Genomic DNA, 20,718 nt, shown 5'->3' with positions numbered 1-20,718 from the left:
AGGATTACGGGCACGCTAACACGGCGGCCGCACCGAGTGAATGCGTTAACGCCAGCAGCAATCTACCGCTAGCAGGGCCCGGAGCCCGCTGCATGCCCCGGTGGGTCATGTTAGGTTCAAATCATGACAATCGACGTGATCGATCTTCGCAACTTCTATTCGCAGCGCCTGGGCACCGTGGCGCGGCGGGTGATCAGTCGCGGCATCCAAAAGCTTTGGCCGCATGCAGACGGGATGCGTGTCGCGGGGATAGGTTACCCGACACCCTATCTTGGCCTGTTCCGCGAGGACGCGGAGCGTTGTATCGCGCTCATGCCGGCGGCCCAGGGCGTTATGAAGTGGCCGACCGCGCGCCCGACGCTGTCGACGCTTGTCAGTGAGTTCTCGTTGCCGTTGGCAGACGCTGCGATTGACCGCATCCTGTTGGTTCACGCGCTGGAAATATCGGACGATCCGGAAGGGGTGCTGCGCGAGGTCTGGCGTGTGCTCGCGCCGTCAGGGCGCATGATGGCAGTCATCCCTAATCGCCGCGGCGTCTGGGCGCGAACCGACAATACGCCGTTCGGTCACGGCCGTCCTTATTCGCGCTCCCAGATCACACATCTGCTGCGGCAAACCTGGTTCACGCCGACGGCGTGGGGCGAAGCGCTGTTCATGCCGCCGATCGAAGGCGGCTGGATCTTGCGCTCGGCGATGGCGTGGGAGCGCATGAGTGCCGCTGTGTCTTCGCCGTTTGCAGGCGTGCACATCGTGGAGGCATCGAAGCAAGTCTATCGCGCTATTCCTGCGCGCCGCGAGCGGACGCGGCTTATTCCGTCGATGCCGCCGGTGCTCGTTCCAACCCCGACCCGACGGGACGACACACCTGCCACCGGTTAGAGGGTTTTCGAGCGAAACAAAAAAGAGCTTCGATTCTGGCTCAATCAGAATCGAAGCTCGCGTTTTTGTCGATCAATGAAGTGACGCTGGGGGTCAGTCGCCTGCGGGACCGAAATCATCGCTCGGAGGCGTGGCGATCTGGCTCTCCGTGGGGCGAGGTCCAGGCGGCCGGCGCCGACGGCGATGGCCAAAGCGTTCGCCGTTAGGGTTTCCGCCATTCTCGTGCCCGTTTGCCGCGGGCTGCGGTTGAGCGCCGCCGGTGATGAATGAGGGCAGGCGATCTACCTGGTCGTTCTCGGAATGCTGAATGGACGGCTGTTGCTGCGAACGATGTTCGCGCTGCTCGCGGTAATCCTCACGCGACTGACGGTCCTCACGCGGCTGGCGGTCTTCGCGCGGCTGGCGCTGTTCGCGTGGTTGCGGCTGATAAGGCTGAGCTTCGCGTGGTTGATATTGTGGCTGAGGCTGCTGAACAAATCCAGGTTCAGCCCCGAAGCTCGAATAGCTGTCGCTGTCCTCGCTGCTGTCGTCCATGTCGGCCTCACCGCGAACCATCGGTTGTTGCTGCGGCTGACTCTGACGCAGTTGCTCCTGGGCCGCTGCGATCAGGCGGAAATAATGTTCGGCGTGCTGGTAGTAATTTTCTGCTGCAACCGGGTCGCCAGAGCTCCGCGCATCGCGGGCCAGCTGGACATATTTTTCGGCGACGTGAGAGGCTGTGCCGCGGATTTTGATATCAGGTCCGTTGGATTCAAACACCCGGGTCATCGGGTTCTGGCCGCGGCGGTTATTATTATTATTATTGTTGTTATTGTTGTTCCGACCGCGCATACGCTTGTTGTTGTTCGGACCGTTTCTCATGTCGTGCCTTTTACCGATTCTGGATAGTGGTGGTAGGTATCCCGGACGCACGGCGCATTGTCCGCATAAAAGCGGACCCGTCCAGATTCACTTCGACTTTGCCGCGTATCGCGTTCAACAAGGACGCGTTCTCCACATGCCCGCAGGTGATGAACCATCTGGGCCGGATCAAATCAGCTTGCACTAGCAAGCGTGATGTTCTGCAAGTGAATATTCGAGCGCAATCTTAGGCTTTCGTTCGCTTCGCGGTCTCAAGCTGCGCAGCACTTTCAGCCTTCGCGCTTAACATGACCTGCCTTTTAGGAACCTTTGACCCGGAGGGTATCTCTCGCGAGACGTCTGGCTTCAACCCCATAATCCCTGACGGGAGCCACGACCCTGAACCGATGTTGTGGCCGGAACCTAGTCGCTCCTGAGCAATATTCCAAGAGGTTTTTTGTGTTCCAAACATCCTTTAAAGGCCCGCCTTTTGGCCTATCACAGCGCGAGGAATACCGCCTAAATCGACCCGTACCGGGCGCGAAAGGGTTAACCCCGCCGCCTGCATCATTTGGCTCACCTGCCCGCTCTGATCGTACCCAACCTCAACAATCAGGCCGCCCCCCGGTGCCAGCAGTTTCGCGGCTTGAGGGACGATTGCGCGGTAGGCATCAAGCCCATCAGGACCTCCGTCAAGTGCCAGATGCGGATCATTGTCGCGCACGTCTGGATCAAGCGTCTGGATATCCAACGAACGAATATACGGCGGGTTCGATACAATCAGATCAAAAGAACCCGACAATGCGGCGGCATAATTGCACTGAACGAAACTTGCACGATCAGCGATGCCCAGCTGCTGCGCATTCGATTCCGCCGTTGCAAGCGCCTCGCAACTAATATCGGTGCCTGTTCCCACGGAGCCATTAAGCTCGCTCAGCAGGGCCAGCAAAATAGCGCCAGAGCCCGTTCCGATATCGGCGATACGAATTTGTCTCCCCAACATGGGATTGCTTCGAATGAATTCAAGTGCTGCTTCGACCACGGTCTCTGTGTCGGGCCGCGGAACAAGCGTCGCTTTCGACAGGCGGAGATCGAGGCCCCAGAATTCCTTGTGACCAAGGATGCGGGCGATCGGCTCGTGAGCCATCCGGCGCTGTGCGAAGCTTTCGATGATATCGGACTCGGCAGGCGTGATTTGGCGCGCGCTGTGACTCGCCAGCCCGGTATGATCGAGATGAAGCGCCGCGCCGATCAGCAGTCGTGCATCAAGTTCGGGGGAATCGATACCGCTGTCTTTGAGGCGCGCAGTCAGTGCACGTCGTGCGGCGTCAATGCTCAGTCCCGCGAGCTTGGCAGCGGTCACGCCGCGTTGCCCTGTTCAGCAAGCTGCGCAGCTTGATGTTCGGTGGTGAGAGCATCGATCAACTCACCCAGTGCTTCACCCGCGATGACTTGCGGCAATTTGTAGAGCGTGAGGTTGATGCGATGATCAGTCACGCGGCCTTGCGGGAAATTGTAGGTGCGGATGCGCTCGGAACGATCTCCCGATCCGACCTGGCCCTTGCGCTCGGCTGAACGTACGGCATCTACGCGCTGGCGCTCAGCGTCGTAAACGCGCGAGCGCAGAATGTTCATTGCCGATGCGCGGTTCTTATGCTGCGAGCGGCTGTCCTGCATGTTGACGACGATGCCGGTGGGAATATGCGTGATGCGGATCGCGGATTCGGTCTTGTTCACGTGCTGACCGCCAGCGCCCTGCGCGCGCATGGTCTCGATCCTCAGATCGGTGTCCTTGATGTCGATGTCAACATCTTCCGCTTCCGGCAGCACTGCCACTGTCGCTGCGGAGGTATGAATGCGGCCCTGCGTTTCGGTGTCTGGAACGCGCTGCACGCGATGCACGCCGGATTCGAATTTCAGTTTTGCGAAGGCGCCGCGGCCCTGAACTTCGGCAACGATTTCCTTGTAGCCGCCCATGGTGCCTTCGCTCGCGGAAATCACTTCAACTTTCCAGCTCTGCAAGGCCGCGAAGCGCTCATACATCCGGAACAGATCGCCCGCGAACAGAGAGGCTTCGTCGCCACCGGTGCCTGCGCGGATTTCGAGCATCACGTTGCGCTCGTCCATCGCATCCTTCGGCAAGAGCGCGATGCGGATATGCTGCACCAGTTCTTCCCGGCGCGCTTCGAGTTCGGGGCGTTCGCTTTCCGCCATCGCCCGCATCTCCGCGTCGGTTTGCGGGTCGGCAATGAGGGACTCGATATCGGATATTTCCGCTGCTGCCGCGCGATAGGCTTTTACGGCATCGGCGACAGGTGTGAGCTCACTCAACTCACGGGTGATGCGAACATAAGTGTCGGAATTCACCTGACCGAGCAGCTCGGCCTCGAGCGCCGCGTGGCGTGCCAGCAAGGTATCAAGTTTGGCTTCGGGCAGCATTGCAATCTCGGTTGGTCAGGTGATTCATACGCGTTGCGTCGGCGGGTAGGCTAGCGTGGCGGTTCAGAAGTCCGCATCATTTGCGCGGCGAGTCTGGAATGCGGACTTCTGAACCAAAGCCACACTAGATTACTAAATTGCTAGTGTCCTTCGATTCCGAAGTTCGCAAACGAAGGGGCAGCGGGATGATGCGAACTTCGGAATCGGGACGCTAGGACACACGCTAAAGCGGAAGCCCTTCAGCCTCGGCGAATTCCATCAGCTTGCTTCGGATTGATACCGATCCGGCCGGCGCGTCCAGCAGTGGCGTGATCATCGCTTCAGCCTTCTTGGCGTTAAGCTCGAGGATCAGCGCCTTGACGGGACCATGTGCGGTCGCCGACAGCGACAACGAGCGATATCCAAGCGCAACCAAAGCCAGCGCGCCAAGCGGTTGCGACGCCATCTCGCCGCACAGCGAGGCCGACTTTCCAGCCGCATTCGCTTTTCTCACGATGTCGCGTAGCGCACGGAGGATCGGCGCCGAGAGCGTATCGAAGCGATCGGTAACCCGGGAATTGCCACGGTCGACCGCGAACATGAACTGAAACAGGTCGTTCGAGCCGACCGACACGAAATCGACGCGCTTCAGCAATTCATCCATCTGGTAGAGCAGGGCAGGCACCTCGACCATGGTGCCGACGTCAACGCGTTCCGGTAGCGTATGGCCGTGCTGTCTCAGATAGGTGAGCTCACGCTCGATCACCAGCTTTGCCTGGTCGAATTCATCGACCTGCGAAATCATCGGGAACATCACGCGCAGATAACGTCCGCTGGCGGCGCGCAGCAGCGCCCGGATTTGTCCGCGCAGAAGACCGGGCCTGTCGAGGCCGAGCCGGATCGCGCGCCAGCCGAGCGCGGGATTTTCCTCGACGATCGTATCCATGTACGGCAGCGCCTTGTCGCCACCGATGTCGAGGGTGCGGAACGTCACCGGCTTGCTGCCGGCCGCATCAAGCACCGTTCGATAAAGTCCAAGCTGTTCGCTGGTCCGCGGCAGGCTTTGGCCGACCATGAACTGCAATTCGGTGCGAAACAGCCCGATGCCTGAGGAGCCGGTGTCGTCGATGTGCGGGAGGTCGATGACGAGACCAGCGTTGATCATCAGTTCGACCGGCTGACCATCCCTGGTCATGCACGGCTTGTCGCGCAACTCGCGATATTGCTCCTGGCGGCGGGCGCGAAAGCGAACACGTTCCGCATACGCCGACTGGATCTCCGTCGAAGGGCGAATGTAGATCGACCCCGACGTGCCATCGACGATGATTGCGTCGCCCGGATCGCCGATGCCGGCTGCGTTCTGCACTTCGCCGACGGCAGGAATTCCAAGCGCCCGCGCAACGATCGAGACGTGCGAATTAGCGGTGCCTTCTTCCAGCACAAGGCCGCGCAGGCGCTTGCGGTCGTAATCGAGCAGCGCGGCGGGACCCATCGAGCGCGCGATCAGGATGGCATTGTCAGGCAGTTGCTCGCGTGATGGCGCATGATCCTGTCCAACGAGTTGCCGCATCAGGCGGTAACCGAGGTCTTCCAGGTCGTGGAGGCGGTCGCGCAGATAGGGATCGGTCGAGCGCAGCATGCGCGCGCGGGTGTCCGATTGAACACGCTCGACGGCGGCTTCCGCGGTGAGGCCCGTCGCGACGGCTTCGTGCAGCTTGTGTTGCCAGCCCTGATCGTTGGCGAACATCCGGTAGGCTTCAAGCACGTCGCGGTGTTCGCCGCCTTCGGCGACATCGCCGCGCTCCAGCATGCGGTCGAGATCGGCGCGCAGCTTGAGGATTGCGGTGTCCAGCCGCTTGAGCTCCTTCGGGAGATCTTCGGCGATGTAATTGGTGATGACGACGCGTGGCTCGTGCAACACCACATGGCCGAGCGCAATGCCGTCCGAGAGAATCGCCCCAGTTTTGTGCAGCGAATGGCGGGCAGCCGGCTCGGCTCCCGGCTTTGCGATGGCGGACAGTTCGCCGGAGGCGATCATTTCCGCGACCACCATGGCGGTGGTCTGCAGCGCCTCGACTTCCTCTTCGACGTAAGTGCGGTGGGCGCGGTTTTGCACCACCAGCACGCCGAGCGTGTTGCCGGAACGCAGGATCGGCACGCCGAGGAAGGAGTGGTAAATTTCTTCGCCAGTTTCCGGACGGTACGAGAATGCCGGATGCGACTGCGCGTCTGACAGGTTTAGCGGCGTCGCTTCGCTCGCGACGAGGCCAACCAGACCTTCATGCGCCGTGAGGACCGTCTGGTGGACGGCGTCGCGATTCAGACCTTCGGTGGCATAGAGTTCAAGCGTGTTGTCGACGCGCAGCACGTAGGTCGAGCAGACCTCCGCCACCATGTTGGCGGCGATCAGCACCACGATCTTGTCGAGGCGTTCCTGAGCGCTGACCGGTTCGGCCATCACCTCGCGGAGCCGTCTCAGCAAGACGCGGGGGCCTCCCAGCGCGCTCCGCATCCGTTGACATCCTTCGCTGTAACTCCAGCACGGTCCGGCGGGACCGTGATAGCGTTAACCAGAGGTAAACAAACAAGTATTCAGGCCACACCCACTTATCGTCCGCCAGCCCGTGACATTTTCGATGCCAGGGTCAGGGACGAAAAAGCAACTGCCTTGTCCTGAGGCTATATCGAATTGAGGCTCGTTTTGCCAAGCAAAACACTTGCCAAATAACAGCCCAGATGTGGCAGGAAATCTCGAAATGTCGCAGTGCAGCGATGGCGCGGAACTAGTGAGGCGTCTCGCCATTGCCGATCACTCTTGCGGCTAGTTTCTTATCGGCAATGGCGAGACAGAAGCCACACTAGCATTTTGATCCTGCTGGTGTCCTTTCGCCTCCGAATAACCGGGCGAGCGCGCCGCGAACTGGTCGGTTATTCGGAGGCGGGACACTAGCGTTCCGCGTCTCGTTGGCGTCAGGCCTGATCCAGACCGTACAACGTGTGCAGCGTTCGAACCGCCAATTCCGTGTATGCGGCATCGATCAGCAGCGAGAACTTGATCTCGGAGGTGGTGATCGCACGGATGTTGATGTTGCGCTCCGAAAGCGCCTTGAAGGCCTGAGCGGCGACACCCGCATGGCTGCGCATGCCGATGCCGATGACGGACACCTTGGCGACATCGGTGGCGCTGTCCACGGCTTTATAGCCGATCTTGTCCTTCGCCTTGGTGATGGTGTCCTTGGCGCGGTTATAGTCGGATGCTGGGACAGTGAAGGTGAGATCAGTCGTCTTGCCATCCTGCGACACGTTCTGGACGATCATGTCGACATTGATGCTGGCATCGGCGAGCGGGCCGAAGATGGCGGCTGCGATACCCGGTTTATCCTCGATCTGCCGAACGGAGATCTGGGCTTCATCCTTCGAGAAGGCGATGCCGGTGACGACTTGGCTCTCCATAATTTCCTCCTCGCTGCAGATCAGCGTGCCCGGCGGGGTGCCGTGGGGATCGATATCTTCCGGTTTGTCGAAGCTCGAGCGCACGAACACGCGCACGTTATGCACCATGCCGAGTTCGACGGAGCGCACCTGCAGGACCTTCGCGCCCTGCGACGCCAGTTCGAGCATTTCCTCGAACGCAACCTTCTCAAGGCGTTTCGCCTTTGGCACCACGCGCGGATCGGTGGTGTAGACGCCGTCAACGTCAGTGTAGATATCGCAACGATCGGCCTGGATCGCCGCTGCGATAGCCACGGCCGACGTGTCTGAGCCGCCGCGTCCAAGGGTGGTGATTCGCCCGGTTGGTTCATGGATGCCCTGGAAGCCAGCGATGACCGCCACCTCCTTGCGCTCTTTGAAACGCTTGATCAGTTCGCCGCCGTCGATCCCCGTGATGCGGGCTGACGCGTGAGCATCGCTGGTCTGGATCGGAATTTGCCAGCCCTGCCACGACCGGGCTTGAATGCCGAGCGCCTGAAGCGCGATCGCGAGCAGGCCGGACGTGACCTGCTCTCCCGAGGCGACAATGGCGTCATATTCGCGCGCGTCGTGAAGCGACGATGTTTCGGTAGCCCAGCCGACCAGCTCGTTGGTTTTGCCGGACATGGCCGACACGACCACGGCGACATCGTGGCCGGCATCCACTTCGCGTTTAACGTGCCGTGCGACGTTGCGAATACGTTCAATATTAGCGACGGACGTGCCGCCGAATTTCATCACAAGGCGGCCCATGGCGAACGGCGCAGTCCTGGTTGATCTGGTTGTGAAGGTGGTTCCCGCGCAAAAGGCGGTACAACCCCGAAAAGGGGGCTATACATACCCATCAGGTCGCGGGCAAGCAACTCCGGCAATTTGGGTTTTGAGGCAGGTATGGGGCGTTATATCGACGAGATACTGCAGCCGGGCGAGAAAGTGCTGTATTCGACAACCATTCACGGAATCATTTACGTCCCGGGCCTGCTGTGCCTGTTGCTTGCCGGCATCTGCCTGTTCGGGGCGCAAACGGTCTCAAATGACGGTTTGCAGAAGATTTTGTGGGTCGTTAGCGCATTGCTCGCGGGTGTCGCCGTATTTGAGCTGTTTCGGGCCTGGTTTCGGCGCTGGATCATTGAAACGGACGTGACATCGCTGCGGGTGGTCCACAAGGAGGGCTTCATCAAGCGGCAGACCTTTGAGATGAGTCTGGATAAGATCGAAAGCGTCGATGTCGAGCAAAGTATCGCCGGTAGAATTTTTGGCTGGGGAAACGTTACGGTTATGGGTGTAGGTGAAGGCAGGAAAACGATTAAGATGATCGCCTCGCCGCTGGAATTCCGGAATCATATCACGGCGAGATAAACGTCCGTTCTCATGCGTACGCGGCAGTAGCAATGTTGAGCACGACCATCAGTCCGTTGTCGGCCTCCACGGTCGATCCCAAGGAAATAGCGCGTTTCTCGCAGCTGTCCGAGCAGTGGTGGGATCCCAAGGGCAAAATGGCCCCGCTGCACAAGATCAATCCTCTGCGGCTGGCCTATATCCGCGATGCGATCTGCCGGAAGTTCGATCGCAATCCCAAGAGCCTCAACTGCCTGTCAGGACTGCGCATCCTCGATATTGGTTGCGGAGCCGGTTTGCTGTGCGAGCCCTTAGCGCGTCTTGGTGCTCAGGTGGTGGGTGTCGACCCGTCCGACACCAATATCGCGGTGGCCAAGCTGCACGCTGATCGCTCCCATTTGCTGATCGATTATCGCTGCACCACAGTCGAAGACATCAATCCACGTGAGCGTTTTGACATCGTATTGGCCATGGAAGTGGTTGAGCATGTCGCTGATGTTGGTCTCTTCCTCGATCATTGCGCGGCGCTGCTCAAGCCGGCGAGCATGATGGTGATCTCCACCATCAACCGCAATTGGAAGAGCTTCGCACTGGCCATTGTCGGCGCCGAATATGTGCTGCGCTGGTTGCCGCGCGGCACCCATCAATGGGACAAGTTCGTGACTCCCGGGGAGATCACGCATCACCTTGATCGCAACAAGCTCGCCATCAGCGATCAGGCCGGTGTGGTCTACAGTCCGATTGCAGACAAATGGAGCCTGTCGTCGGATATGGGCGTGAACTACATGATGATCGCCGAGGCCACGACCTAGTGTAATGGTTCAGAAGTTCGCCCGTTTTTCCTGCGCGATGAGGCGGACTTTGGATTCGGGACACTAGGTGCTGCAATCCCGGCATGACGGGACGCTGGTTGACCTGAACCGTCAGGCAGTGGCTTTTATGACCGTTCACGGCATGGCCGGTTCGGTTGAAATCACATCATGACCCAATTTGTCTGGCTCTGGATTCCCTTCACCCTGATGGGGGCCGCAGGGCAGGTTGTGCGCAACGCCATGCAGCGCGGCTTGACGGCGCAGCTCGGAACATTAGGCGCGACGCATATCCGCTTCCTGTTTGGCTTTCCTTTCTCGCTGATTTTCTTGGGTCTGATTCTCGTGACCACCGGCGATCGGTTGTCCTGGCCGGAGGCAGGATTCTGGCCGTGGCTCGTGACCGGCGGAATGGCACAGATTATTGCCACCGCTCTCATGCTGATGGCGATGAATGAGCGGTCGTTTGTGGTCACAACCGCATATCTCAAGACCGAAGCCATTCAGGCCGCGATCTTCGGCTTCGTCTTTCTCTCGGATCACCTCACCGTTCTGAAGGTGATTGCAATCTTGATCGCTACCATCGGTGTGGTCATCACCGCGCTGCGTCCCGGTGGAGCCAAGGGTTTCGGCAGCTTGAAGCCCACTCTGATTGGTCTTCTGGCCGCGTCATTCTTTGCGCTGTCGGCGGTAGGCTATCGCGGCGCGATCCTGAACGTCACCAGCGTCAGTTTTGTCACGGCAGCCAGCCTGACCTTGGTTGCGACCCTGCTGATGCAAAGCATCATCTTGTCCGCGTGGCTGATTGTGCGTTCGCCCGGCACCATGACGGCGATCTTCCGGTTATGGAAGCCGTCGATGTTTGCGGGCTTCATGGGATCGTTCGCGTCGCTGTTCTGGTTTCTCGCTTTTGCGCTCACCGCTGCGGCAAATGTCCGAACGTTGGCACTCGTCGAAGTGCTGTTCGCGCAAGGTGTCGCCTATTATTCAATGAAGCAGCCGATCTCGCTACGCGAAGTCAGCGGCATCGCACTGATCCTGATCGGCGTGGCCATGTTGGTGGCGGGTTGATTATCTCTTAAGTGCGAGAAGCACGGCGCCGGCGGCAATCAGGCCGATACCGAGCCATCCGCTCGGGGAAGGACGTTCACCCAAAAACACAAAGGCAAACAGCGCCACCAGCACAACACTTAATTTGTCGATCGGTGCGACAAGTGTCGCGGGTCCAAGCTTGAGAGCGCGGAAATAGCATAGCCACGAGGCGCCGGTGGCTAACCCGGACAACACAAGGAATGTCCATGTTTTGCCGGAGATCGGCCCGGGTCTGGCGAACTGGCCGGTGGCAAACAGAATGACCGCAAAGCTCGCGAGTACGATCACCGTACGGATGAATGTCGCGAGGTCTGGATTGATATCCTCGACGCCGACCTTTGCGAAGATGGCTGTGAGCGCCGCAAACACCGCCGACAATATCGCCCACATCTGCCAGGAGCCTTGCCACGATGACATCGTTTCAGGGCTCATGGGCGGCCTAGTGGCTTAGTTTCGATCGTCAGGAAGTATCGGCAGCGGGGCAACTTCGATGCCCTCATCGACCAGTGCCTTGGCTTCGTCCGCTGAGGCTTCGCCGTAGATCGCACGATGTTCAATGTCGCCGTAGTGCATCTTGCGCGCCTCATCCGGGAATTTGTCCCCGACGTTATCGGCGTTCTTCAGTACATGATCGCGCAGCTCTTTCAGCTTGGTAATCAATTCGCGCTCCTGCGGAGCCATCACCAGAGATGCTGATTCTTCGCCCGCGGAGGAGACGGGAGCCGCAACCGGCTGCGCTTTTGTCTTTCCTTTGCGCGCGATCCGTGGGGCCATGATCGCCTTTTCGACCTTGGTTGAATCGCACATTGGGCACGCAACAAGGCCCCGCTTGCGCTGGCTGTCGTAAGCGGAAGAACTTTGAAACCAGCTTTCAAAATCGTGGCCGCGCTCACAGCGCAACGCGTAACGGATCATACCGATCCTCGCACAAGGTGCAGATGGTCCGGACCTGCCTTGGGGTCGACCAGCGTGAAGCGGCGCCCGTGTTGCAGGGACGGAATGGTCTTGCGAACGGTCGAAACCTTCGCCGGATCGATCTTCGCCAAGATAACGCCGGTGTCCGTGCCGGCTTCGGCGAGGATTTCACCCCACGGATCGACGATCAGGGAGTGGCCGTACGTTTCACGCCCGCTCTCGTGCTTCCCGGCTTGTGCGGCAGCAAACACGAAGCATCCATTCTCGATGGCGCGGGCGCGCAGCAGTGCATGCCAATGCGCCTGTCCGGTACGAACCGTGAAAGCCGATGGCACCGTAATGAAAGACGCGCCGGCCTCGGCAAGCGCCCGGTAAAGCGCAGGGAAGCGCACATCGTAGCAGATCGTGAGACCGAGGCGGCCCCACGGCAGGTCCGAGATCACCGCGGTTTCGCCGGGCTGATAGTTCGCGGACTCGCGATAGCTTTCGCCGCCGTCGAGTTCGATGTCGAACATATGGATCTTGTCGTAGCGGGCGAGAATGTCGCCGGTCGGTGCGATCAGGAATGATCGGTTGGCCGCGCGTTCTGGTGTCGCTTTGATCGCCAGGGATCCGATGTGAAGATAAATTTGAAGTTCGCGCGCGAGCTCGCGATACGCCTTGAGCGAACGGTCATCTTCTTCGGTCGCGAGAACCTCGAACAGACCCTTGCGGTTGACCTGAATGATGTTGCTCACTTCAGGTGTCTGCACGTAGTCGGCGCCCTTGTCCTTGGCCTCGCGGATCAGCTTGATCCCTTCGGCAAGACTGGTCTCAGGCAGCATCGCGGTGCGCATCTGCACCATAGCTGCGGTAAACGGGGCGCCGGCTTCAATCGTGCTCATGACGAAACTTTCTGGCCGTCGAGCAAGCCGTCGAGCTTGCCCTCGCGATCGAGCGCATAGAGATCGTCACACCCGCCGATGTGCGTCTTGTCGATGAAGATCTGCGGAAAGGTCGCGCCGCCCTTGGCGCGTTCGACCATTTCGGCACGCCAAGACGGATCAACCGCCACGTCGAATTCCGTGAAAGCTGCCTTCTTCCGGGTCAGAAGGGATTTCGCAGCACTGCAATAGCCGCATCCGGGGCGGGTATAGATCTCAATCTCAGCAGGCATGTTGTGTCTCTACAGCGGTGAATGACACAAATTATATGGGGGGCTTGAATGTGTCCACAACCCGCGCGAACACCAGCACGTCCACCTGCGCAGCCCTGGCCCGCAACAGCGCGCGGGCGCATGCATCGACCGTGGCGCCGGACGTCAACACATCGTCAACCAGAACAATCCGTCTGCCTTGGACGGAAGACTTTTTCTCCAAAGGCACCTTGAACGCGCCCTGGACGTTGAGTGCGCGATCGGATTTGGACAATCCGATCTGCTGCAATGTCGGCCGCATCCGCTGCAAAGCGTTGCCGACGACCGGCAGGCGGGTCTCCCGGCTGATGATCTTAGCCAAAGCGCCCGACTGGTTGTAACGGCGGCTCCAGCTTCGCCGCCAATGCAAGGGCACAGGGATGAGCGCATCCGCCTCGCTCAAAAGCTCGTGCCCGGCGCGGGCCATCCAGCGACCCATGGTGGGGGCGAGATCCGTGCGATCCTGATACTTCAACGCGTGGACCAGCGTGCGTGCGACTTCGTCATAGCGCACGGCGGCGCGGGCGCGCTGGTAAGCCGGTGGCTTCGCAATGGCTTCCATCGAGAGGAATCCCGAGCCGGGATCATAGACAAACGGAATGCCAAGCCGTGCGCAGAACGGTGGCGCGATGAACGACAGCTTTGCCCAGCAGGCGGAGCATACGCCTTCGCCAGCGACAGGTTCGTGGCAGGACACACATAGGGTCGGTAGGGCGATATCCAGCGCCGCGCGCGGAATGGCCAAGCACATGTCACGACAGCCCTTCAAAGCGCGAAACAGTCCGCTCTGCAGACGGTCGCTCAAAGGTCGTGATGCTGTCTCTTCCACCTCGGACATATCTCCCCCGCAAATCGAAGCTAAACCGGCGGTATGGCCGGCTCAAGTGGGGCTTTCGGTGCAAGTAGGCTTCGATATTGTCAGATGACGGCTCAAGACGTACCAACGGCCCATGACGACGAATGATAGTCCTCCGCGCCTGTTCGATCGCGCTTTGCTCCGCGAGCGGCTGCGTCGCGCGGCGCAGCTCGGACCTGCGACGTTTTTGCTGGATCGTGTGGCCGAGGATATGGCCGAGCGGCTGCATGCTGTGCTGCGTGAATTCTCGAACGGTGTTGACCTCGGCACGCCGGGCGATCAGGTACGCGGCGCGATCGATGCGAGTGTGCTGCAACTTGCGGCGGTCGCGCTGCCCGCGTCCGACAGCGAGCCGTTGCCGCTGGTGCCCCAATCCCTCGATCTGGTGGTTTCGGCACTGGCTTTGCAGTTTGTGAATGATCTGCCGGGCGTTCTGGCGCAGGTGCGCCGCGCCCTCAAGCCGGATGGATTGCTGCTTGCGGCCATGATCGGCGGAGACTCGCTGACCGAACTTCGGCAATCCTTCGCCGCGGCTGAAGCCGAAATCGAAGGCGGCGTATCGCCACGCGTCGCGCCATTTGCCGATTTGCGAGATGTCGGAGCTTTGCTGCAGCGTGCGGGCTTTGCGTTGCCTGTGACGGATGTGGATCGTATCGTGGTGCGTTATGACAATGCATTCGCGCTCATGCATGATCTGCGGCGTATGGGCGCCGCCAATATTCTGACCGAGCGCCGCCGGACGTTGTCGCGCCGAGCCACGTTGCTGAAGATGGCACACGTCTATGCGGAGCGTTTTGCCGATCCCGACGGGCGCATCCGCGCCACGTTCGATATCATCTGGCTCTCGGGATGGGCGCCCCATGAAAGCCAGCAGAAGGCGCTGAAGCCGGGATCAGCGAAGATGAGCCTAGAGGCTGCCGTTAAAGGCAAATCGAAGCCGTGATGTGTTGTGGCGACGTGGAATTTATCCACGTGCCATCACGAAATTCCTGCGCGCATCACAACAGCAAATCGGTGAGATGTGGAATGAGGGGAATGTCAGCCGGCGGCATCGGATAGTCGCGCAACTTGTTGGCACGGACCCATGCGAGGTTCTGGCCTTCGCGCGCGGTGACGATGCCTTCCCACTTCCGGCAGATGTAAAGTGGCATCAGCAGATGGAAGGTCTCATAGCCGTGGCTGGCGAACGTTAACGGCGCGAGACACGGCTCCTGCACTGTAATGCCGAGTTCCTCAGTGAGTTCGCGGATTAACGCGGGCTCAGGCCGTTCGCCGGGCTCGAGCTTCCCGCCGGGAAACTCCCACAACCCCGCCATCGCCTTTCCTTCGGGACGCTGCGCGATGAGGACGCGGTTGTCGGCGTCGATCAGCGCGCAGGCAACAACGAGGGTGAGTTTTATCACGACCGGTAATCGCCGTTGATCGTGACATACTCCTTGGTGAGATCGCATGTCAGCACGCGGTCGGTTCCCTTGCCGAGACCGAGATTGACCTTGATCTGGATCTTCTGCTCCTTCATCAGCGCAGAGACTTCCGCCTCGTTATAGGACGGATCACGCGCGCCCTTGGTCGCGACACGAATGCCATTGAACGAGATCGACAGTTTATCACGGTCGGCAGGTTCGCCGGCTTTGCCGACAGCCATGACGACGCGGCCCCAGTTGGCGTCTTCGCCGGCGACCGCGGTCTTCACCAGCGGCGAGTTGGCGATGGACATCGCGATCTTGCGCGCAGATTTCTTCGACGTTGCGCCGTCAACGATGATCTCGATCAACTTGCGTGCGCCTTCACCGTCGCGTGCAACCTGCTCGGCGAGGTCCGCCAGCACCCCGTGAAAAGCCTTCGTGAACGCCTTCAGTTTCGGGTCGGCGGCACGAGTGATTCTTGGCGCGCCTTCGGCTGCGGCCGCACCGGTTGCAAACGCAAGCAGCGTGTCGGAGGTCGATGTGTCGCCATCGATCGTCACCGCGTTGAACGTGTCTTCGACGCCAGTCTTGAGCAACGATTGCAGCACCGCCGCGGAGATCGGTGCATCGGTGAAGATGAACGACAGCATGGTCGCCATGTCGGGCGCGATCATGCCCGCACCTTTGGCCATGCCGTTGATGTGCACTTTCGTGTTGCCGATTTTGACCGTTGCGGTTGCGACCTTCGCGAATGTGTCGGTGGTCATAATGGCGCGAGCGGCATCGTGCCAGCCATCCTCCGCAACGCTCTGCACGAGATTATCCAGCACGCCATCGAATTTCGTCGCGTCGAGCGGTTCACCGATGACGCCCGTGGAGGCCAGAAAGATCTTGGCCGGCGTTGTTTCCGCTGCCTTCGCGGCGATCGATGCGGTCAGAGTAGTAGACTGCTTGCCGCTCTTGCCGGTGAAGGCGTTGGCATTGCCGGAATTGACCACCAGAGCGCGGGCTTCGCCGCCCTTTAGCTTCGCGCGACACCAGTCCACCGCGGCGCTCGGGCACTTGGACTTGGTGAAAACCCCCGCGACAGCCGTGCCTTTGTCGAACAGCGCCAGCAGGACGTCGGTACGGTCCTTGTAGCGAATGCCGGCAGCGGCTGTCGCAAGACGCACACCGGCGATCCGCGGCATATCAGGGACGTGGGTGGGGGCGAGAGGCGAGACCGTTGTCGACATTGCAATCTTCCGGATTTGAGAATGGGCGCATCAAACTCATCGGGCAGGTGAATCGCAAGGCAGAAATCAAAAGGTAGAAATGAAAATGCCCGGCACGAAGCCGGGCATTCTCTAAATCAGAATGTCACAGATGACGAATTCGTGACGTTTATTTCTTCTTCATCATGGCGCCGCCAGGTGCCGCTTTCGCGTCCGGAGCCGGAGTAGCCGCTGCTGCGGGCTCGTCCTTCTTGTCGAGGCGCTCGACCTTGGCGGCTTCGCGCAGCTTGGTGACGTAATCGGACTGCGCCTTGCGAACGACGAAAGTCTCGATCTGCGGCTTCACCTGGTCGAATGGAGGCGGCTTGCGATCGCGCTTTTCCTCAACCTTGATGACATGCCAGCCGAACTGGGACTTCACAGGGTCCGAAATCTTGCCGGGTTCGAGCGCAAAGGCCGCGGCCGAAAATTCTGGAACCATCTGTTCCTTGGTGAAGAAGCCGAGGTCGCCGCCATCGGCTGCGCCTGGATCCTTCGACTTCTTCTTGGCGAGTTCTGCGAAATCGGCGCCCTTCTTGAGTTCCTCGACGATCGCCTTCGCCTCTTCCTCGGTCGGAACGAGGATGTGCCGTGCATGGACTTCCTGCTCGTTGCCCGCCTGTTTGATGGCGTCGTCATAGACCTTCTTCATGGCGTCGTCGGTGACGGCAGCCTTGCCTTCGGTGTTGAGGATGCTGTCCATCAAGAGCCGGTCACGGGCAAAAGCGAGCTTTCTCTTGAAGTCGGCGCTGTCGCCGACCTTCTTGTCCTCGGCGGCCTTGGCGACGATTTTCATGTCGACCAGGAAGGAAATCAGGTTTTCGCGGCGGCTGGCCGGGTCCATCTGCTGCAGGCTCGGTCCAAGCTCTTCCTCGGCAACCGCCAGATCGCTCTGATGAATTTCCGCGCCGTTAACTTTTGCGATCACGGGATCGGCATTTTGTGCGTGGAGCGGCTGGCCAGCCATCAAGAAAACCGCGAGACAAGTTGCCGCGGCGGTCGAGAGCAGGCCGGTTCGCGCGCTCAGGGCCGTGCTGGTCTGAGAAACAGTCATGGAAAATCCTTATGGGTCAAAGTCGGACGGTTCGGGCGGCCGGACACTCGCTCAACCATTGCCGAGAAGCAACGCGAAAAAGCCGCCAAAATCATGAAATCCTTGACAGGTTCGCGCGTTGACAAGGCTCGGAGCGGCCCATATCTCTCCCGCGGGCTCTTGAGGCTGCTGTGGGACGGTGCCGCGGTTGACCACGTGAACCCCGGAATTCGTTTCCCGCACTCATCTGCAAGGGTTTGCCCCCGCAAGGAATTCTGGGGATACGCCTCTCACGGGTAAGTGGTCGCGGTCCCCGCGGCTGCAACACCAAACTGCTAGACAGGAATTTTCGATGCTCGGTGCGCTCGCCCGCAAGTTTTTCGGCTCTGCCAACGACCGGCGTATTAAGGGTTACCAGTCTCGCGTCAATGCCATCAATGCACTGGAGCCCGAGGTTGCGGCGTTGTCCGACGAGGCGCTGAAAGCGCGGACGGACGAATTCCGCAAACAGATCGCTGAAGGCAAGAGCCTTGACGATCTGTTGGTGCCTGCGTTTGCGACCGTGCGCGAAGCTGCCAAGCGCACCCTCGGTCAACGGCACTTCGACGTGCAGCTCGTCGGCGGCATGGTTCTGCACGAGGGCGACATCGCCGAAATGAAGACCGGCGAAGGCAAGACGTTGGTCGCAACCCTGCCGGTCTATCTCAATGCACTCGCGGGCAAGGGCGTCCATGTCGTCACGGTCAACGATTATCTGGCCAAGCGCGACTCCGACTGGATGTCCCAGGTCTATGGCTTCCTCGGCCTTACCACGGGTGTGATCGTCCATGGCCTCGACGATGCCGAGCGGCAAGCGGCTTACGGTTGCGACATCACCTACGGCACCAACAACGAATACGGTTTTGACTATCTGCGCGATAATATGAAGTATCGCCTGGAGGACATGGTCCAGCGCGGACACTTCTTCGCGATTGTCGACGAAGTCGACTCGATCCTGATCGATGAAGCGCGCACGCCTCTGATCATTTCCGGTCCGCTCGATGACCGCTCCGATTTCTATAACACCATCGACACCTACATCCCGAAGCTGGAAAAGACCGCGGACTTCGAAGTCGATGAGAAGCAGCGCGCCGTCACGCTGACCGAAGCCGGCATGGAGAAGATCGAGACCCTGCTGCGCGATGCCGGACAGCTCAAGGGCGACTCGCTCTACGACGTCGAGAACGTCTCCGTTGTTCACCACGTCAATCAGGCGCTCCGCGCGCACTCGCTGTTTACCCGCGACAAGGACTACATCGTTCGTGACGGCGAAGTCGTCATTATCGACGAGTTCACCGGCCGCATGATGCCGGGCCGGCGTTATTCGGAAGGTCTGCATCAGGCGCTGGAAGCGAAGGAACATCAGCCGGTTCAGCCGGAGAACCAGACGCTCGCCTCGATTACGTTCCAGAACTATTTCCGCATGTACGAAAAGCTGGCCGGTATGACCGGTACGGCGGCGACGGAAGCGGACGAACTGTTCGACATCTACAAGCTCGAAGTCATCGAGGTGCCGACCAACCTGCCGATCGCGCGTCTGGATGAAGACGATGAGGTCTATCGCACGGCAGAGGAAAAGCACCGCGCTATTCTGGCCGAAATCGAGCGCGCCAATGCGCGCATGCAGCCAGTGCTGGTGGGTACGGCTTCGATTGAGAAGTCGGAAGTGCTCGGCGAGTTCTTGAAAAAAAACGGCTACAAGCTGATCGATTTCGGCAATCCGAAGGCGATGGAAAAGCTGTACGCGGCCGCACGCGCGGGCAAGCCCGCGAAGCTGTTCGCGGTGCTGAATGCACGCTTCCACGAACAGGAAGCCTATATCGTTGCTGAAGCCGGCGTGCCGGGCGCGATCACCATTGCGACCAACATGGCCGGCCGCGGCACCGACATCAAACTCGGCGGTTCGCTCGAAATGCGCATTGCGCAGGAAACGGCGGACATCACCGACGAGGCTGAGAAGCAGGCGCGGATCGCGCAGATCAAGGCTGATATCGAACGGTTCCGCGAAATCGTATTGAAAGCGGAAGAAACCATTGAGCTTGAGCCCGCCAAGGGCAGCAGGCCGGCAAAGACGGTCACCAAGCCGGGTGGCCTCTATATTATCGGTTCCGAGCGTCACGAGTCACGCCGCATCGACAATCAGCTGCGAGGCCGTGCTGGCCGTCAGGGCGACCCTGGCCGCACCAAGTTCTTCCTGTCGCTGGAAGACGATCTGATGCGCATCTTCGGGTCGGATCGCCTCGATACCATGTTGACCCGTCTCGGCCTGAAGGAAGGCGAGGCGATTATCCATCCGTGGATCAACAAGGCGCTCGAGAAGGCGCAGCAGAAGGTCGAAGCGCGCAACTTCGACATCCGCAAGAATCTCCTCAAGTTCGACGACGTGCAGAACGACCAGCGCAAGGCAATCTTCGAGCAGCGCGTCGATCTGATGCGCGATCAGAACGTTGCCGAGACCGTGGCGGATATGCGCCATGCTCTGGTCGACGACCTTGTCACCAAGCACGTCCCCGAGCACGCTTATGCCGAGCAGTGGGATATCGCGGGTCTGAAGGAAGAATTGAAGCGCGTGCTCGACCTTGATTTGCCGGTCGAGGACTGGGCCAAGGAAGAAGGCATTGCCGACGAGGAAATGCTGGCGCGTATCGAGAAGCGCGTCGATGAACACATGGCGGCGAAGTCGGCACAGTTCGGTCCGGACGTGATGCGCTATGTCGAGAAATCGATTCTGCTGCAGACGCTGGATCATCTTTGGCGCGAGCATCTGGTCATGCTGGACCATCTGCGTCAGGTGATCGGCCTGCGTGGTTACGGCCAGCGCGATCCGTTGCAGGAGTACAAGTCCGAAGCGTTCGCCCTGTTCGAAGGCCTGATCACCCATCTGCGTGAAGCGGTGACCGCGCAGCTCGTCCGTGTTGAGATCATTCCACCGGAAGAGCAGCCGGAATTACCGCAGATGGAAGCGCACAAGCTCAACCCGAATACGGGTGAGGACGAGATGTCGTTTGCGGCGGCTTCGCTCGCGCCTGTCGCACCGGATCAGCGCGATCCGCAGAATCCCGCAACCTGGGGCAAGATCGGACGCAACGAGGATTGTCCCTGCGGTTCAGGCAAGAAGTACAAGCATTGCCATGGACGCTACGTCTGAGCCGGTGTCGATCGGCCGGAGTTGAGTTCAAAGAAAACGCCGGTCTT

Annotated in this window: 19 protein-coding genes; 6 read left to right on the top strand and 13 right to left on the bottom strand. The window is 59.9% G+C overall.

All coding sequences use genetic code 11. The features are described 5' to 3' along the window. Positions 1–123: 123 nt before the first annotated feature. Complete coding sequence (locus ACZ5C3_RS27510) at positions 124–879, top strand: methyltransferase domain-containing protein (RefSeq protein ID WP_464034249.1); 756 nt, start codon at positions 124–126, stop codon at positions 877–879. A 93-nt stretch (positions 880–972) separates the two neighbouring features. Here the strand turns inward: ACZ5C3_RS27510 and ACZ5C3_RS27505 are convergent, their stop codons facing one another. The 5 genes from ACZ5C3_RS27505 to ACZ5C3_RS27485 form a co-directional block, all read right to left on the bottom strand. Further along, positions 973–1,740, bottom strand: coding sequence for a DUF4167 domain-containing protein (locus ACZ5C3_RS27505; protein ID WP_464034248.1), 768 nt, complete (start codon positions 1,738–1,740; stop codon positions 973–975). Between the two features lie 454 nt (positions 1,741–2,194). Continuing rightward, positions 2,195–3,082 (bottom strand): peptide chain release factor N(5)-glutamine methyltransferase, encoded by an 888-nt coding sequence (prmC, locus tag ACZ5C3_RS27500; protein WP_464034247.1) that lies wholly within the window; start codon positions 3,080–3,082, stop codon positions 2,195–2,197. Further along, positions 3,079–4,164 (bottom strand): peptide chain release factor 1, encoded by a 1,086-nt coding sequence (gene prfA / locus ACZ5C3_RS27495; RefSeq protein ID WP_464038448.1) that lies wholly within the window; start codon positions 4,162–4,164, stop codon positions 3,079–3,081. The genes prmC and prfA overlap by 4 nt, the downstream gene beginning before the upstream one ends. 217 nt (positions 4,165–4,381) lie before the next feature. Further along, complete coding sequence (ptsP, locus tag ACZ5C3_RS27490; protein WP_464044400.1) at positions 4,382–6,649, bottom strand: phosphoenolpyruvate--protein phosphotransferase; 2,268 nt, start codon at positions 6,647–6,649, stop codon at positions 4,382–4,384. A gap of 458 nt (positions 6,650–7,107) precedes the next feature. Next, positions 7,108–8,361 (bottom strand): aspartate kinase, encoded by a 1,254-nt coding sequence (locus ACZ5C3_RS27485; protein WP_464034246.1) that lies wholly within the window; start codon positions 8,359–8,361, stop codon positions 7,108–7,110. A gap of 138 nt (positions 8,362–8,499) precedes the next feature. On the opposite strand from ACZ5C3_RS27485, the gene ACZ5C3_RS27480 reads away from it, so the two are divergent. From ACZ5C3_RS27480 to ACZ5C3_RS27470, 3 genes are all read left to right on the top strand, one after another. Then, positions 8,500–8,967, top strand: a complete 468-nt coding sequence (locus ACZ5C3_RS27480) for a PH domain-containing protein (protein WP_464034245.1) — start codon at positions 8,500–8,502, stop codon at positions 8,965–8,967. Positions 8,968–8,999: 32 nt separating this feature from the next. Beyond that, the gene (gene ubiG / locus ACZ5C3_RS27475; protein WP_464034244.1) at positions 9,000–9,758 is read left to right on the top strand and encodes a bifunctional 2-polyprenyl-6-hydroxyphenol methylase/3-demethylubiquinol 3-O-methyltransferase UbiG; all 759 of its coding nucleotides are present in this window, start codon (positions 9,000–9,002) and stop codon (positions 9,756–9,758) included. 168 nt (positions 9,759–9,926) lie between these two features. Beyond that, positions 9,927–10,826 (top strand): EamA family transporter, encoded by a 900-nt coding sequence (locus tag ACZ5C3_RS27470; protein WP_464044399.1) that lies wholly within the window; start codon positions 9,927–9,929, stop codon positions 10,824–10,826. Here ACZ5C3_RS27470 and ACZ5C3_RS27465 read toward each other — a convergent pair whose 3' ends face one another. The 5 genes from ACZ5C3_RS27465 to ACZ5C3_RS27445 are packed head-to-tail and all read right to left on the bottom strand — an operon-like array spanning position 10,827 to position 13,774. Next, the gene (locus ACZ5C3_RS27465; RefSeq protein ID WP_464034243.1) at positions 10,827–11,279 is read right to left on the bottom strand and encodes an EamA family transporter; all 453 of its coding nucleotides are present in this window, start codon (positions 11,277–11,279) and stop codon (positions 10,827–10,829) included. It abuts the gene before it with no gap. Positions 11,280–11,294: 15 nt separating this feature from the next. After that, entirely contained in the window at positions 11,295–11,762 is a 468-nt protein-coding gene (locus ACZ5C3_RS27460) for a DUF1178 family protein (protein WP_464034242.1), read from the bottom strand. Then, on the bottom strand, positions 11,759–12,646 hold the full coding sequence (locus tag ACZ5C3_RS27455) for a carbon-nitrogen hydrolase family protein (protein WP_464034241.1): 888 nt from the start codon (positions 12,644–12,646) through the stop codon (positions 11,759–11,761). Before ACZ5C3_RS27455 ends, ACZ5C3_RS27460 begins: the two co-directional genes overlap by 4 nt. Continuing rightward, positions 12,643–12,918 (bottom strand): glutaredoxin 3, encoded by a 276-nt coding sequence (grxC, locus tag ACZ5C3_RS27450; RefSeq protein ID WP_464034240.1) that lies wholly within the window; start codon positions 12,916–12,918, stop codon positions 12,643–12,645. Before grxC ends, ACZ5C3_RS27455 begins: the two co-directional genes overlap by 4 nt. A gap of 31 nt (positions 12,919–12,949) precedes the next feature. Next, a complete protein-coding gene (locus tag ACZ5C3_RS27445) occupies positions 12,950–13,774 on the bottom strand; it encodes a ComF family protein (protein WP_464034239.1) in 825 nt (274 codons plus the stop codon). Between the two features lie 112 nt (positions 13,775–13,886). Between ACZ5C3_RS27445 and ACZ5C3_RS27440 the strand changes: the two genes are divergently transcribed. Then, positions 13,887–14,735, top strand: a complete 849-nt coding sequence (locus ACZ5C3_RS27440) for a methyltransferase domain-containing protein (RefSeq protein ID WP_464034238.1) — start codon at positions 13,887–13,889, stop codon at positions 14,733–14,735. A gap of 55 nt (positions 14,736–14,790) precedes the next feature. On the opposite strand, the gene mutT is transcribed toward ACZ5C3_RS27440, so the two are convergent. The 3 genes from mutT to ACZ5C3_RS27425 form a co-directional block, all read right to left on the bottom strand. Beyond that, positions 14,791–15,243, bottom strand: a complete 453-nt coding sequence (gene mutT / locus ACZ5C3_RS27435; protein ID WP_464034237.1) for an 8-oxo-dGTP diphosphatase MutT — start codon at positions 15,241–15,243, stop codon at positions 14,791–14,793. Continuing rightward, positions 15,192–16,433 (bottom strand): bifunctional glutamate N-acetyltransferase/amino-acid acetyltransferase ArgJ, encoded by a 1,242-nt coding sequence (argJ, locus tag ACZ5C3_RS27430; protein ID WP_464034236.1) that lies wholly within the window; start codon positions 16,431–16,433, stop codon positions 15,192–15,194. The genes mutT and argJ overlap by 52 nt, the downstream gene beginning before the upstream one ends. A 148-nt stretch (positions 16,434–16,581) precedes the next feature. After that, the gene (locus tag ACZ5C3_RS27425) at positions 16,582–17,505 is read right to left on the bottom strand and encodes a peptidylprolyl isomerase (RefSeq protein ID WP_464034235.1); all 924 of its coding nucleotides are present in this window, start codon (positions 17,503–17,505) and stop codon (positions 16,582–16,584) included. A 331-nt stretch (positions 17,506–17,836) separates the two neighbouring features. Here ACZ5C3_RS27425 and secA point away from each other — a divergent pair, with 331 nt between their 5' ends. Continuing rightward, positions 17,837–20,671 (top strand): preprotein translocase subunit SecA, encoded by a 2,835-nt coding sequence (gene secA, locus ACZ5C3_RS27420; protein WP_464044398.1) that lies wholly within the window; start codon positions 17,837–17,839, stop codon positions 20,669–20,671. Positions 20,672–20,718: the final 47 nt, after the last annotated feature.

Source organism: Afipia dichlorophenoxyacetatis (genome assembly GCF_055386385.1).
Note: the sequence above shows the minus strand (reverse complement) of the source record. Positions and strands in the feature narration are given on the sequence as shown.